The sequence below is a fragment of the Paenarthrobacter sp. 4246 genome (assembly GCF_040546855.1).
GTDB lineage: Bacteria > Actinomycetota > Actinomycetes > Actinomycetales > Micrococcaceae > Arthrobacter.
On the sequence record NZ_JBEPOP010000004.1, the window covers coordinates 344079 to 357512 of the forward strand.

Sequence of the window (13434 nt, forward strand, 5' to 3'; positions counted from 1 at the left end):
GAAACATCACCCTGATAAGGAACTACACCGGCCACATCATATACTTATACTTTTATAAGTATTATTACTTTGAAGAATGGGTGACGCGTGGAATCGCAACTACTGGAGACATCGGGCGGACAAGCCCAAGCAAACACACCAGTCCCAAAGGGCGGTAAGGGCAACATCGGCTGGCGGGCTTTGCCCTTCCTGGCCCTGGCCCAGTTCATGGTGGTCCTGGACGGCACCATCGTGAACCTGGCGCTCCCCCGCCTCCAGCTGGAAATGGGCATCAGTGACTCCACCCGCTCCTGGGTGGTCACTGCTTACGCCTTGGTCTTCGGCGCCTTCCTCTTACTGGGCGGACGGATCTCCGATTTCTGGGGACGGAAGCGGACCTTCATCACGGCCTCGGCAGGCTTCGCGGCGGCATCACTCATCGGCGGCTTGGCCCAGCAGCCCTGGGAACTCATCGGAGCCCGCGCGCTCCAGGGCATCTTCGCTGCCCTCCTCGCGCCGGCGGCCCTGGCACTCCTGACGGTGGCCTTCCCCGGCGGCAAGGACCGTGGCACCGCCTTCGCCATCTTCGGCTCCATCAGCGGCGTCGGCGCAGCGGCAGGAGTTCTCTTGGGAGGATTCCTCACCGAATTCGTCTCGTGGCGGTGGTGCTTCTTCGTCAATGTACCCATCGCAATCATCGCACTGATCGGTGTGTGGATTTTGGTAGACGAAAGCAAAGCGGGAGGCTCCACCAAATATGACTGGCCCGGAGTCGTACTTGCCGCCTTGGGCCTGGGCTCCCTGGTCTATGGTTTCGCCAATGCCGAGCACGGCTGGGGTGCGGTGGAATCCTGGGGCTTCATTGCGACAGGTGCGTTATTGCTGGTACTTTTCGTCGCCGTCGAACGCAAGGTCAAGAACCCGCTGCTTCCGCTGCGCGTCGCCACCGAACGCAACCGCGCCGCCGCGTTCCTGGCGTCCTTCCTCGCCGGAGCAGTGCTGATCGGCGGCATCCTGTTCATCAACTTCTACCTCCAAATCGTTCTGGGCTTCGCCCCGTTCGCGGCCGGAATCGCATCCCTCCCCATGACGGTGGTGCTGATCATCACAGCGGGCATCGCAGCGAAGAACCTACCCCGACTGGGCGCCAAAGTCCCCAGCGCACTTGGTCCGGTCTTCATGGCCGCAGCCATGCTGTGGCTCACTCAGGTCACGCCGGATGGGACCTATGCGGTGAACATGCTGCCTGCGTTGATCCTCATGGGCATCGGGCTGGGACTGGTCTTCGTCCCCCTGCAGAACCTGGCCCTCTTCGGTGTGGACAAGGACGACGCCGGAGTGGCCAGCGCCCTGGTCAACGCTTCGCAGCAGATCGGCGGATCGCTGGGCATCGCACTCTTCAGTGCCATCGCGGCCGCTACCACCGCGGCAGCAACTACTACTACTACAGCCGACGATAGCGGACCCCTTGCGGCCCTAACCTCGGGCTATTCAATGGTGTTCCTGTGGGCGGCCGGAGTGTCGGTTTTGATAACCCCACTCGCACTTCTCTTGATCAGGATCGACCGCAAGAGCTTCAGCGGAACAAGCGATGCCCCGCACGTCCACTTGGGTTGAACCCTGGGGCGGAGGAGGTCTTTGGGACGAGCGCACGCCTATGGTGTTGGGGGAATGAACGGATCCGACAGCGTTCCGAAGGAGAATGGGATCATGCACAATCGAGAGCTGGACGACCTGGACGAGTTGCTGGCGAACGACGAACTCCTGACCGCGGCGAGGATATCGGAGTACCTCGCCGCACATCGCACGGCGACGGCGAACTGGTTCGGTCCGACCGGCCGCCCACAAAATTCAACCTGGATCGATCGCGACGGCACGGGCTGGCGAGTGTGGGACACCGACGAGCGCGCCGGGATCATGGACTTCACCATCCTTCGTACCGAGTCGGAAACAGAGGCGCTGCGCAGCTTTCTCCGCCGGGCGCGGCATCACCGCGATCTAGACAGTACGGCGGTCCGGCGCATCCAGTGATGAGGTCCGCCGGCCGCAGCCGAGGAATGGAACTTCAGGGCACGACGGCGGATATCTCGCGTCATTATTGACATGACATAAGTCACATTCTGTAAGCTAATTTCAAAGTCACGCAGCCGGCTTCCTTCGCCCTACCCCGGGGAGGTGCCCCATGGCCCCGAATTCGCTCAAGGCCGAGAATCTCATGGCCCACGGCGTGGTGCTCTCCGCAGCCAGCATTGCCAGACGCAGGGCAGCTGCCACCCACGGCAACCATGGCGTGGCCAACAAACCCGACGCCCTCCTCGGAGCAATAGCCGTTCGGCAGTTGTTCCACCGCTGGCCATTGGTGCCGTCACGGGAGCTGGAACGAATCCGCCACGTGCTGGTCCATTGCGACCAACTCGGGTCACCGGACACGCATCACTTGTCCGAACCAGCGCAGGCGCTGCTGGAGCTCATCAACTGCGAGTTGGAGCGTCGACGTCTAGCGGGGAACCAGGCGTCCGGAACGACACCGGGCGGAGACAGAGGAGTGGCAGGACAGACATCAGCCGCCCCGGACAAGGACGCCGCCTGAGGCTGGCTGGCCTTTGGTGTTGGCGCCCATGGAAGCCTGAAGCTCCCGGAGTTCCGCCAGGACGGCTGAACAATGGTGGCATTGATCCGTGTGCTGCTTTATTCTGGCCTGCGCATTTCCGCTCAAACCGTTGCGGACGTACCTGCCGAAATCCCGCAGATAGTGAGCGCAGGACTGGATGGTGGGCTCGCCCACATGCTTCTGCAGGTACATTTGCCGGAGCCCCTCGCGTGCACGCATGGCCAACGCGGACAGGGCGTTCGGGGTCAGCCCCAGCAACGGGCCGGCTTGTGCCGGCTTGAGGCCCTCAACGTCGACATACCAGAGCACGTCCTGCCACCGCGGGGGAAGTTCACGGAAGGCGTGCCCCAAAATGATGGTCTCGTGGGTCGCCAGGACGTGATCGTCATCGGCTAAGGCCAAGGCATCCACCGTGCTGGAGTCAGTGAGGACCAGCCGGGCGGACTTCCGGTTCTTTCGGTGGGCCATCCTACGGATGGTGGTCAGGAGGTAGGGCCGGAATGACTCCACAGGACCCTTGCCCTCGATGACCGCTTGGAAGACGGCGGCGAACGCTTCACCCACTATGTCCGCGGCGTCACTTGGGTTGTCTGATTCCGCGCGGGCCACGAAGCCGCCCACCCGCCGGTACCGCATGAACAGTTCACCAAAGGCGGCAACATCACCTCCCCTCACCATAGCCAGCAGCTGTTGGTCGCTCACTGGTTCCGTGCTAGCGGGGTCACCGCGGTTTGGGCAGGGCATTGTTTGGACTGACATAGCGGGCCTTTCAAGGGATGGACAAGCCCGGACGGAGCTGCCGGGATTGACGTGATGCGGCCGTGTTGTGGGCGCAGTCAAGGAAGGCCCCGCCCGATGCGCTGACAGGTATCGGACGGGGCCGCGAGGAAGGTCTTGGGACGCTCCTGCGGGGGCGGTTGTTACGGGATGGCCGCCACGACGTCGATCTCCACCAGGAAGTCGCCCAGGAATGAACCAACGGTGGTCCGCGCCGGGTAGGGGGCTGTGACGTACTTTTCGTAGATGGCATTGAAGCCGTCAAAGTCGCGACGCGGGTGGTGCAGGTGGACGGTGGCCTTGACCACGTGGGAGAAGTCCAGGCCGTGCGCGCCCAAAACGTGGCCCAGGTTCTCCATGGCCTGGATGGTCTGTTCCTCGATGGTGATCCCCACGCGCTCGTCCGTCATGGGATCATGTGGCGTCTGACCGGCGGTGTACAGGAACCCGTTGGCCACAATTGCCTGGGAGTAAGGGCCGGCCGGGCTTGGTGCCAGGTCTGTTGCGACTTGGAGACGGGTCATGATGGTGATGCCTTTCGTGATGCTGAAGTAACGCTGCTGCTTACAAGACTTTGGAGAGGAATGCCTTGGTGCGTTCATGCCGGGGGCTGCCCAACACTTGCTCGGGCGGTCCGCTTTCCACCACCACGCCCCCGTCCATGAACACCACTTGATCGGCTACCTGTCGGGCGAAACCAAGCTCGTGCGTGACCACCACCATGGTCATCCCGGCCTCGGCCAGGGATTTCATGACGTCGAGGACTTCGCCCACCAGTTCGGGGTCAAGCGCGGATGTGGGCTCGTCGAAGAGCATCAGTTTGGGCTTCATTGCCAGCGCCCTGGCAATCGCGATGCGCTGCTGCTGTCCGCCGGAGAGCTCCTGCGGATAGGAGTGTCCGCGGTTGCCCAGGCCAACACGGTCCAACAGGGCTTGCGCTTCCACCACCACCTCTCGGCGGGGCCGCCCAAGAACGTGCACAGGCGCTTCGATGATGTTCTCCAGCACGGTCATATGCGGGAAGAGGTTGAAGCGCTGGAACACCATGCCCGCGTTGAGCCGTGAGCGGGCGGTTTGGCGTTCCTTCATCTCGTAGAGCTTCCCGTTGCGCTCGGTGTACCCCACCAGCTGCTCGTCGACATACAGCCTGCCGGCATCAACTTTTTCAAGGTGGTTGATGCACCGCAGGAACGTGGTCTTGCCGGAACCGGACGGGCCAATCAGGCAGGTCACGGATCCTTTTTCAACCCTGAGGTCAATGCCTTTCAGGATTTCGATAACGCCGAAGTTCTTCCGGACGCCCCGGGCTTCCACCATGGCGGTAGTCATCATGCTGTCCTTGTCTTGGGCGTGCGGGTCCGTCGCGGTGATGAGTCGAAACCGCGGCCGTACCTGCGTTCGAGTTTGTTTTGGAAGAAGCTCAGGACGGTGGTCATGAGCAGGTACCAGACACTGGCAACAATCAGCAGCGGAATGGTTTGGTAGTTGTTCGCATAGATGATCTGCGCCGAGTAGAGCAGGTCCGAGATCGCCAGGACGCTCACCAGGGACGTGCCCTTCAGCATGGAGATGACCTGGTTGCCGGTGGGCGGCAGCACCACGCGCATGGCCTGGGGCAGGATCACCCGGTTCATGAGCTTCCCGCCGCTCATACCCAAAGCGCGGGCGGCGTCGTACTGGCCCTTGTCCACGGAACCGATGCCGCCGCGGATGATCTCCGCCATGTAAGCGGCCTCGTTCAGGGACAACCCCAGCAGGGCTGCACCCAGTGGGGAAATCAGGACGTTCGCGGAGCCCAGCACCATGGACGGTCCACCGAACGGAAGCCCGAAGGCAATGACCGGGTACAGGGCAGCAATGTTGTACCAAAAGATCAACTGGACCAGCAGGGGTGTGCCCCGGAAGAACCAGATGTAGCCACGGCTGATGGTGCTCAGGATGGGGTTGTCGGAGAGCCTCATGATGGCGAGCAGCGTACCCAGGGCTATACCCACGGTCATGGACACCACCGTCAGCAGGATGGTCAGCCCGGCGCCGGCCAGAATCTGCGGAGCGAACAGGTAGGACACCACCACGTCCCACCGGTACCGTTCGTTCACGGCCACATCCCACGCGGCACTGAGTGCCACCAGGATGAGGACCACTGCCAGGACCAAACGGACCGGATGCTTCAGCGGCACCACGGGAATCGAATCACTGGAAGCCGCGGTAACCGGCTCCTTGGTGTCGGGAACTGAAGGTTGCTTTTGCATGGTTGTCACCTTTTGCTGGGCGAATTCTTACTGAGCGAATTCTTACTGGGCGAAGTTGACGCGGGCTTCGGTGATGGCACTGGTCTCCAGCCCGTACTTCCCGAGGACCTTGGTGTAGGACTCACTCTTGATCACGGCGTCCAGGGCGGCGGAGACGGATTTCACCAGGCCGGATTCCTTGGGCACGCCCACCCCCACGGGAGCGAACTCGTACGTCCGCGCAATCTCGATCTGCGGGTTTTGGGTGGCAGCGAAGTTCAAGATGGGAGAATCGGCCAGCACCGTGTCCAGGCGTCCGCTGGTCAGCGCGGAGATCGCCTGCCGGGTGTCCTGGAATTCGCTCTTCTGGATGGCGTCCTTGCCGGCGGCAGCACAGGCGGCATCGTAATCAGGAACGTTCACGGTCAGCTGGTAAGAGCCAGTGAGCAGCCCTACCTTCTTGCCGCAGAGCGCGGTTTCATCCTTGATGCCTGCCGGGTTGCCCTTGGGTACCGCGATCGCGTTGCCAATCTGCATGTAGTCAACAAAGTCCAGGACTTCCATACGCTTCTTTGTGGGGGTCATGGAGGACACGGTCATGTCGTAACGGTTGGCCGCCAGGCCGGGAATGATGGAGTCGAAGTTGGCCACCTGGATGTCCACTTTGACACCCAGTGCCTCGCCGATGAGGCGGGCCACGTCCGGGTTGGTTCCGGTCATTTCCTGCGTGCCTTCACGGTAGAACTGCGTCGGCTGCTCGTTGGTGGGGATGGCCACGCGCAGCACCTTGGACGCCTTGATGGACTCCGGCAGAAGCTCGACGGCGGCCTGGTTTACTTCCAGCGCGGGCACGCCCGTGCCTCCTGCTGCGGAACCGCCGGACGGGCCCGACGTCGATGCGTTGCCGGTGGGGTTGCAAGCCGTTACCGCCAGCATGAGCGCTGCCGTCAGGACGACGGCAGGTAAGGCACGTTTGGTTCGGTGAGTGGCTGAGAAATTGTTCATTAGGGAGTCCTCATCTGCGCAAGGCCCGTTGGGGCGGTCTTGGGGATACGGGTGGGTTGGGTGCGGGCGAAGGCTTCGTTGCGGTGCCGGATCAAGGCCCGGCCTTCCGTCCGCAGTTCTTCGATGGTTGACACTCCGAGGAGCATCATGGTGCGGGTCATTTCGGATCGGAACATTTTCAGGACGTGCGCCACACCGGCTTCGCCGGCTGCGGCCAGTCCGTAGAGGTAGGGGCGGCCAATGGAGCAGGCATCCGCACCCAGCGCCAGCGCCTTGACCACATCGGAACCGCGGCGGATGCCGCCGTCGACAATGATTTCCAACTGGCCGGCGGCCCTGTCCACAATGTCCGGAAGGACATCCAGGGGAGCGGCCATATGGTCCAGCTGACGTCCTCCGTGGTTGCTGACCTGGATGGCGTCGATTCCCAGCGCAACGGCCAGCGCCACATCGTTCGGGTTGACGACGCCCTTGAGGATGATCGGCCCGTTCCAGCGCTCCCGCAGATCCTGGATGTCATCCCAGTCTGTGGGTTCGTAGGAACCGGCCAGCAGCGTGCGCCACATGTCAGGGGAACTGGCCAGCGGCCCTTCCGGAACGTCGGCATCCAGGTTGGGGAAAGCAATGGCGTCGTTAGCCAGGAATCCCAGGGCCCAGGCGGGGTGCAACATGCCCTCCACCACCGTCTTCGGCTTGATGGACGGGGGTGCGGTGAACCCGTTGCGGTAGTCGCGCTCGCGGTGGCCGATGGCCCGGCAATCAACGTTGACCAGCAGAGCTTCGTAACCGGCATTGGACACGCGGTCCAGGACGGCTTGCAGCAGTCCCTTGTCCGGGGTGGGTTCCAGATTGAACCACCGGCGGAGTCCCGGCGCCGCAGCGCTGACATCTTCCATGGTGGTGGTGCTGAGGTGGGCCAGTCCGTAGGGAATTCCTTCAGCAAGCGCCGCCCGGGCCACCGCGGACTCTCCGTCCGGGTGGAACAGCCGGGTACCGCCTGTGGGAGAGAGGGTCACCGGCATGGAAGCGGGTCCGCCCAAGAGGGCTGAACTGAGGTCGAAGTTCTCCACCGATCCCCACTTTGGGAGGAAGGACCAGTCGTCGAACGATGACAGGTTGCGGCGCAGTGAGACCTCGTCCTCGCCTCCACCTTCGATGTACTCGAAGATGCTCTTGGGCAGGCGCCTGGCTGCCAGCTTGCGGATGTCTTCCACGCTGTAGCACTTCCGGGACAGTCGTTCCGCGACGGATCGGGCTGGTCCCTGCACCGAGGCGAGCGCCTTGATGTCCTTGAGTTTCATGGGTTGGTCCTCTGCGTTCCTGCTGGGTTACCCGCCCAGCTCCTTTCCCAATAGTGACGCAGATCTCTCCCGCACTATATGTGAATTCCTCTATAAGATGCTGATCGACCTTGTGATATCGTCCACACATGGAGACGGGCCAGCAACCAGGAATCCAGCAATCTGCAGTTCGGTTATCCGATTGCATCCACCTGATGCAAGCGGACTTGGTGCATGCCAACCCCACGCCGGAAAACCTGGGACACCCTGTCTCGGACGTGTTGATGTACGACCCCCTGGACCACTGGTCCAGCGTGGATGACCGCATCATCCTTGCCGTCGGATGCACCTACGGCTCACCGGATTTCGATCAACTCCTCCACAGGGCAGCCAACAGCAACGCCGCCGCGGTGATCGTGAAAGCGCATGGCGCAAAGATGGAGCAGTTGCGTTCGGCAGCGGTGGGATACAACATGTCCGTACTGGTGGCGCCGGACGACGCCGACTGGACAAGGCTGGTGGCACTGGCCAGGGCCTCAGTCATGGGAGCAGCGGCAGACTCGGTGGCCGGGGTTCGCCTGGGAGACCTTTACGCTTTTGCCAACGCAGCGGCCTCCATCACCAACGGCGCCGCGAGCATCGTGGATCCGCTTGGCCGGATCCTTGGCTATTCCACCTTGCCTGGCCAGCCCATCGATGAGCTCCGGCGCATCACCACGCTCACCCTGGAGGAAACCACACCGCCGGCTTTCGACCAGGATTTCAAGATCGTCTACGCCGCCCCGGGAGCGGTGCTGGTGCCAGCACCCGACGACGGCATGGCCCGCCTGGCGCTGGCCGTCCGGGCCGGCGGCGAGCTGCTCGGTTCCATCTGGATCATCGATCCCGGCGAGGAAAACCGGACTGCGGCTCTGAATGCACTGGACCGGATGGCGCCGCTGGCCGGTTTGCACATGCTGCATGCCCGCTCCGCCTCGGACTTCGGGGAGCGCCGCAATGCGGACCTCATCCGGACGCTCATGGACGACGCGCCGCATGCCTCGTTCGCCGCCGCCCAACTGGGCCTTGATACCGCCAACGGCTTGGCAGTGGCCGCCTTCTCGATCGTCCGTCCGGAGACTGGAAGCCTGGAATCAGTGCGCGACGTCCACCGGCTGCTGCACTTGGTGACCACGGTCTGCAACGTACAGTTCGGCACCGGGCACAGCGCCCTGCTCGGCTCGGTGGTCTACGCACTCCTGCCCTGCAAGGGGAACTCGCCCCGGACCCTGCATGGGCGGATCATCCAGGAGATTGAGGCGTACTCACACACCATCAGCCCGTTCCCGGTCATCGCTACCGTAGGGGGCATAGCCCAGGGAATCGAGGACCTTCCCCGGTCCCGGTCCGAGGCCGTCCAGACCTTGAACCACCTGCTGAACCTGCAGGCGCGCGGCGGAAAGGCGGCCGGCGCCGGGAAGGTACCTGGAGTGGCCCTCTATGAGGACTTCCAGATCCCGTTGAACCTGCTGAAAATCGGAGCATTCATTGAGGAGAACGGACTGGGTGGAACAGACGAAATCGCCGGGATCCAAGCCCGGGACGCCGAGCAGCAAACGGATTACCTGGACACCCTCCGCGCCTACCTTACGAGCAACGGAAATATCTCGGCCATGGCCGCCCAACTCCATGTCCACAACAACACAGTCCGCTACCGCGTGACCCGCCTGGCCGAGGACTTCAACCTGGACCTGGCAGATCCGCAGAAACGGCTGTGGTTGTGGCTGCGCCTGACCACCATGGACCTTGCTTCCAAGTAGCCGCGGCACCGATGCAGATGGTGGCTACCGGATGATCGGAAGTCCCGCCGTCGGGAAGACGCTGGGGAAGATCGACGGCGGTGGCACCGGCACCGTTTCCAGCGGAACCACGACGGTATCCGCACCGACGGAGACCACCTGCTCCCGCACGTTCACGTGCAGCGGTTCGTCGCTGTAGTCCGGCCCCGGGATGAGTGTGAGCTCGATGGAACCCTGCGCCAGTTCCACTGCCAGCAGGCGTCCCTGGACCTTGAGACGGAAGGACAGCCCTTCCCACTCCACAGGCAGGCGTGGATCGAAGCGCAGCACCTCACCCTGGTCCCGCATGCCGGCGAAGCCGCAGACCAAGGAGCTCCAGATCCCTCCGGTGGAGGCGATGTGGACGCCGTCGATCGTGTTGCCATGCGAGTTGTCGAGGTCGATGAACAGCGCCTCGGTGAAGTGCTGGAGCGCGACGTCACCGTACCCCACCTCGGCGGCCATGATGCCCTGCACGCAGGCGGACAAGGTGGAATCGCCTGTGGTGATGGGATCGTAGAAGTCGAAAGCGCGTTGCTTTTCCTCGGCCGAGAAGTCCTGCCATTGGAGGAACATCGCCAGCACGGTATCGGCCTGCTTGAGGACCTGGTGCCTGTAGATTACCAACGGGTGGAAGTTCAGCAGCAGCGGGTACTTGGACTTGGGTGTGTTCCAGTCCCACGGCTCCAAGGTCATGAAGTCGTTGTCCTGGCTGTGGAGCTGCAGGTGTGGATCGTACGGAAGGAACATCCGCTCGGCTGCCTGACGCCACACCAAACGCTCCGTGCCGGCAATGCCCTCGTGCTCCAACGCCGCGGCTGCACGAAGGTTAAAGCGCGCCATGACGTTGGTGTACAGGTTGTCATTGACCACGGCTGTGTACTCATCCGGGCCGGTGACGCCGTGGATGTGGAACATGCCGTCCTTGCCGAAGAAGCCCAGCGACGCCCACATGCGTGCTGTCTCGATCAGCAGGTCGGCACCCAGTTCCGCACGGAAGGTGGGATCTGCGGTGGCCCATTCATACCGGTTGGAGGCGAACGCGATGGCCGCGGCAATATGGAACTGGGCCGTACCGGCGGCGTAGTAGGCGCTGGCTTCAAGCCCGTTGATGGTCCGCCACGGGAACAGTGCACCGTCCACGCTGAGTTCCTTGGCCCGCACCCGAGCGTCGGGCAGCATCGCGTGCCGCGATTCCAGGACCTTTCGGGCACCGCAAGGATTGGTGTACGTCAGGTACGGCAGGAGGTAGATTTCCTGGTCCCAGAAGTAGTGGCCCTCATAGCCCGAACCGCTCACCCCCTTCGCGGGGATGCCGGCAACACCAGCCCGCGCGGTGGCCTGCGCCAGCTGGAACAGTCCCCACCGGACCGCCTGCTGCATCTCCGGCTGGCCACCAATCAGGATGTCGGCCGTGGTCCAGTATTCGTCGTAGTGCGCTTTGCTCTGGGCCAGGACGTCGGCGAACGGCACCAGCTTCGCTTCGGCTTCCGCTGCCAGGCTTTCTCCGCGGTCTTCGGCGTCCGTGGAGCCTGCCACCAGGTAACTGACCGTTTTCTCCAAACGGAATGTGTCGCCGTCGTGAATTGCCAGAACGTAGCGGACGGATGAGTCGTCCTCGCCTACCAACGTCTCGAATGGCTGGCCTTCTGCGGAGATCCAGTGATCCACGGCCATGGCCACGCGCTGGCGCGATTCGGCCGTCTCCCAGGCAAGGCGCAGGGAACCGTCAGTACCCTGCAGGTGCAACGGCAGCAGGACACGGCCGGCGTGCCGGCCCGAACGGCGCGGATCGTGGGCCGACTGGTCCTCCACAGGCTGGTCCTGACGGTTCACGACGCCGGAAGTGATGTCCGCGGACACGTCCCGGTCAGCTGTCAGGGACAGTTCCAGGCCAAGGCATCCGCGCGAATCGAACCCCACCGCCCGCCGCTCCACCGTGGTGACGATCGCACCCGAACGGCAGGCCCACGTGATGCTCTCTTCATAGACGCCGGTGGAAAAGTCCACGCTGCGGCTGTAGTCAGTCACCGTGGACTCAGCCAGGCTCAGGGCCTCGCCATCGATGGACACCGTGAAGTTGTTGGCATCCGGGACATACACAATCCGTTGGCCAGTCCTGGCGAAACCGTAGGCATTCTCGGCGTGCTTGATGTCCCAGATCTCGTGGAACCCGTTGATGAACGTGCCGGGAAGTTCGCCGTCGCCCGGTGTTGAATGCGAGCCGCGGATACCAAGGTGGCCGTTGCCAAGTGCGAACAGCGTTTCCAGCGTTCCCTCGTCACCGGGGACGTGGATATTCTCCACGAGCTTCCAGGGCTCACAGGGGAAGCGCAGCCGATCGGAGCTGATGAGTGCCATGGGCGGTTGAAATCCTTCGAAAAAGTAGGGTCAGAGAAGATCGTTGAGGTCGTCCACCACCAACGTGGCACCGGCGTCGAGCAGGGTTTGGCGGCCCGCCCCGCGGTCCACGCCGATCACGGCGTAAAAGTTGGCACCTGCGCCGGCCTGCACCCCGGACACCGCATCCTCCACCACGATGCATTCCTCCACAGGGACGCCCAGCAGGCCTGCGCCATAGACGTAGGTGGCAGGGTCAGGCTTGCCGGGAAGCCCGACGCCGGCAGCTACCTGCCCGTCCACCACCACCTCGAAGTGGTGGTCCAGGCCGGCGGCCTTCAGGACTGCAGGGGCGTTGCGTGAGGAGGACACGACAGCCACCTTGAGACCCAGTTCCACCGCGGCGTTGATGAATTTGACTGAGCCTTCAAACGGCTCAACGCCGCGGGAGTTCACGATCTCGTTGAAGATGGCATTCTTGCGGTTACCCAGGCCCTGCACGGTGACGTTGTCCGGGTGGTCATGGACCGGGCCTTCGGGCAAAGTGATGCCGCGGGATGCCAGGAAATCCCGGACACCGTCGAAGCGCGGCTTGCCGTCAATGTGGTCGAAGTAATCGCTCTCCTGGTACCCCTGCGGGTGTCCCGTTTGGGCCAGGTAACCGTCGAACAATTCCTGCCACGCCTGCTCGTGCACTACGGCAGTAGGCGTCAGCACGCCGTCGAGGTCGAACAACAGGGCCGAAGCGCCCGTCCAGGCATTACGAAGATCAGTCATGTGCAGTATTCCGTTCAGCGCTTGCGGCGCGTGGTTTTGCGTTCGATGAGCTTGGTATCGAGCAGGTGGTTGGAGGGGTTTTCAGTTTTCACTGGCACGTTCCTGGGCGGATAAACCGCGTTCCCGGAACGCCGTCAACGCATCGGACGCGGATTCATCACCATGGGTAAACGCCGCTGTGGGCTCCGCGCCGCGGGCGATGAATCCCGTCCTTGTCCGCTCAGTCACAACGGGGTGTTCACAGCTCAAGTGAACGGCCAAGGCCCCATGGCCCAGCCCCAGCAGGTGTTGGGGTGCCTGCCAGGCTGCGTGTTCGTCATCGATACCTACATTGTCCCACGGAACATTTACCATGCCCGCGCTGGCTGTAGCCAACCCGGAGGCCTCCTGGGCGAACAACCAGGCTGAGGCAGTCGGGGCCTTGCCATGCACCACAGCCTCAACCCCTTCCCTGCTCGCCTGACGCCTTCACGGGACCCGAACCGGGTCATCAGCCAAAAGTGTAAGCGCTTACAATTTGGTCATTCAATAGAGTGCAGTCGAATCCGAAATTGTGACGCGAATCGCACCATGGTATTGATTCCGGAGCCCTGATGCCTTCTAATCCGGGCTCCAAC

The 13434-nt window shown here is 62.9% G+C and carries 13 protein-coding genes; 4 read left to right on the forward strand and 9 right to left on the reverse strand.

Annotated elements, in window-relative coordinates; all coding sequences use genetic code 11:
- Positions 1–87 precede the first annotated feature (87 nt).
- The 3 genes from ABIE35_RS09545 (at position 88) to ABIE35_RS09555 (ending at position 2569) form a co-directional block, all read left to right on the forward strand.
- Positions 88–1596, forward strand: coding sequence for an MFS transporter (locus ABIE35_RS09545; RefSeq protein WP_354514399.1), 1509 nt, complete (start codon positions 88–90; stop codon positions 1594–1596).
- Between the two features lie 93 nt (positions 1597–1689).
- Entirely contained in the window at positions 1690–2010 is a 321-nt protein-coding gene (locus ABIE35_RS09550) for a hypothetical protein (protein ID WP_354514401.1), read from the forward strand.
- A 151-nt stretch (positions 2011–2161) separates the two neighbouring features.
- Positions 2162–2569 (forward strand): hypothetical protein, encoded by a 408-nt coding sequence (locus ABIE35_RS09555; RefSeq protein ID WP_354514403.1) that lies wholly within the window; start codon positions 2162–2164, stop codon positions 2567–2569.
- Here the strand turns inward: ABIE35_RS09555 and ABIE35_RS09560 are convergent.
- The 6 genes from ABIE35_RS09560 to ABIE35_RS09585 form a co-directional block, all read right to left on the reverse strand.
- Positions 2540–3292 (reverse strand): RNA polymerase sigma factor, encoded by a 753-nt coding sequence (locus ABIE35_RS09560; protein WP_354514405.1) that lies wholly within the window; start codon positions 3290–3292, stop codon positions 2540–2542. The two genes, ABIE35_RS09555 and ABIE35_RS09560, sit on opposite strands and share 30 nt — an antisense overlap.
- A gap of 218 nt (positions 3293–3510) precedes the next feature.
- Complete coding sequence (locus tag ABIE35_RS09565; protein ID WP_354514407.1) at positions 3511–3891, reverse strand: RidA family protein; 381 nt, start codon at positions 3889–3891, stop codon at positions 3511–3513.
- Positions 3892–3931: 40 nt separating this feature from the next.
- The gene (locus ABIE35_RS09570; RefSeq protein ID WP_354514683.1) at positions 3932–4696 is read right to left on the reverse strand and encodes an amino acid ABC transporter ATP-binding protein; all 765 of its coding nucleotides are present in this window, start codon (positions 4694–4696) and stop codon (positions 3932–3934) included.
- Positions 4696–5619 (reverse strand): amino acid ABC transporter permease, encoded by a 924-nt coding sequence (locus tag ABIE35_RS09575; protein ID WP_354514409.1) that lies wholly within the window; start codon positions 5617–5619, stop codon positions 4696–4698. The genes ABIE35_RS09570 and ABIE35_RS09575 overlap by 1 nt, the downstream gene beginning before the upstream one ends.
- Positions 5620–5661: 42 nt before the next feature.
- Positions 5662–6603 (reverse strand): ABC transporter substrate-binding protein, encoded by a 942-nt coding sequence (locus ABIE35_RS09580; protein WP_354514411.1) that lies wholly within the window; start codon positions 6601–6603, stop codon positions 5662–5664.
- Entirely contained in the window at positions 6603–7904 is a 1302-nt protein-coding gene (locus ABIE35_RS09585) for an alpha-hydroxy acid oxidase (RefSeq protein ID WP_354514413.1), read from the reverse strand. The genes ABIE35_RS09580 and ABIE35_RS09585 overlap by 1 nt, the downstream gene beginning before the upstream one ends.
- 194 nt (positions 7905–8098) lie before the next feature.
- On the opposite strand from ABIE35_RS09585, the gene ABIE35_RS09590 reads away from it, so the two are divergent.
- A complete protein-coding gene (locus tag ABIE35_RS09590) occupies positions 8099–9682 on the forward strand; it encodes a PucR family transcriptional regulator (RefSeq protein WP_354514415.1) in 1584 nt (527 codons plus the stop codon).
- 24 nt (positions 9683–9706) lie between these two features.
- Here the strand turns inward: ABIE35_RS09590 and ABIE35_RS09595 are convergent, their stop codons facing one another.
- The 3 genes from ABIE35_RS09595 to ABIE35_RS09605 all read right to left on the reverse strand — a co-directional run bounded on the left by ABIE35_RS09595 (position 9707) and on the right by ABIE35_RS09605 (position 13252).
- Positions 9707–12061 (reverse strand): glycoside hydrolase family 65 protein, encoded by a 2355-nt coding sequence (locus tag ABIE35_RS09595; protein WP_354514417.1) that lies wholly within the window; start codon positions 12059–12061, stop codon positions 9707–9709.
- A 30-nt stretch (positions 12062–12091) separates the two neighbouring features.
- Positions 12092–12817 carry an HAD family hydrolase gene (locus ABIE35_RS09600; protein ID WP_354514419.1) on the reverse strand — a complete coding sequence of 242 codons (726 nt, stop codon included), beginning with the start codon at positions 12815–12817 and terminating at the stop codon, positions 12092–12094.
- 81 nt (positions 12818–12898) lie between these two features.
- Positions 12899–13252: a type 1 periplasmic-binding domain-containing protein gene (locus tag ABIE35_RS09605; RefSeq protein ID WP_354514421.1), complete on the reverse strand. Its 354-nt coding sequence runs from the start codon at positions 13250–13252 to the stop codon at positions 12899–12901.
- Between the last annotated feature and the right edge of the window lie 182 nt (positions 13253–13434).

What these genes read in the sequence shown, in the direction of transcription:
- ABIE35_RS09575 (WP_354514409.1), bottom strand. Translation starts at nt 5,619, where the DNA reads ATGCAAAAGCAACCTTCAGTTCCCGACACCAAGGAGCCGGTTACCGCG.
- ABIE35_RS09595 (WP_354514417.1), bottom strand. Translation starts at nt 12,061, where the DNA reads ATGGCACTCATCAGCTCCGATCGGCTGCGCTTCCCCTGTGAGCCCTGG.
- ABIE35_RS09565 (WP_354514407.1), bottom strand. Translation starts at nt 3,891, where the DNA reads ATGACCCGTCTCCAAGTCGCAACAGACCTGGCACCAAGCCCGGCCGGC.
- ABIE35_RS09570 (WP_354514683.1), bottom strand. Translation starts at nt 4,696, where the DNA reads ATGACTACCGCCATGGTGGAAGCCCGGGGCGTCCGGAAGAACTTCGGC.
- ABIE35_RS09580 (WP_354514411.1), bottom strand. Translation starts at nt 6,603, where the DNA reads ATGAACAATTTCTCAGCCACTCACCGAACCAAACGTGCCTTACCTGCC.
- ABIE35_RS09550 (WP_354514401.1), top strand. Translation starts at nt 1,690, where the DNA reads ATGCACAATCGAGAGCTGGACGACCTGGACGAGTTGCTGGCGAACGAC.
- ABIE35_RS09600 (WP_354514419.1), bottom strand. Translation starts at nt 12,817, where the DNA reads ATGACTGATCTTCGTAATGCCTGGACGGGCGCTTCGGCCCTGTTGTTC.
- ABIE35_RS09585 (WP_354514413.1), bottom strand. Translation starts at nt 7,904, where the DNA reads ATGAAACTCAAGGACATCAAGGCGCTCGCCTCGGTGCAGGGACCAGCC.
- ABIE35_RS09555 (WP_354514403.1), top strand. Translation starts at nt 2,162, where the DNA reads ATGGCCCCGAATTCGCTCAAGGCCGAGAATCTCATGGCCCACGGCGTG.
- ABIE35_RS09590 (WP_354514415.1), top strand. Translation starts at nt 8,099, where the DNA reads ATGCAAGCGGACTTGGTGCATGCCAACCCCACGCCGGAAAACCTGGGA.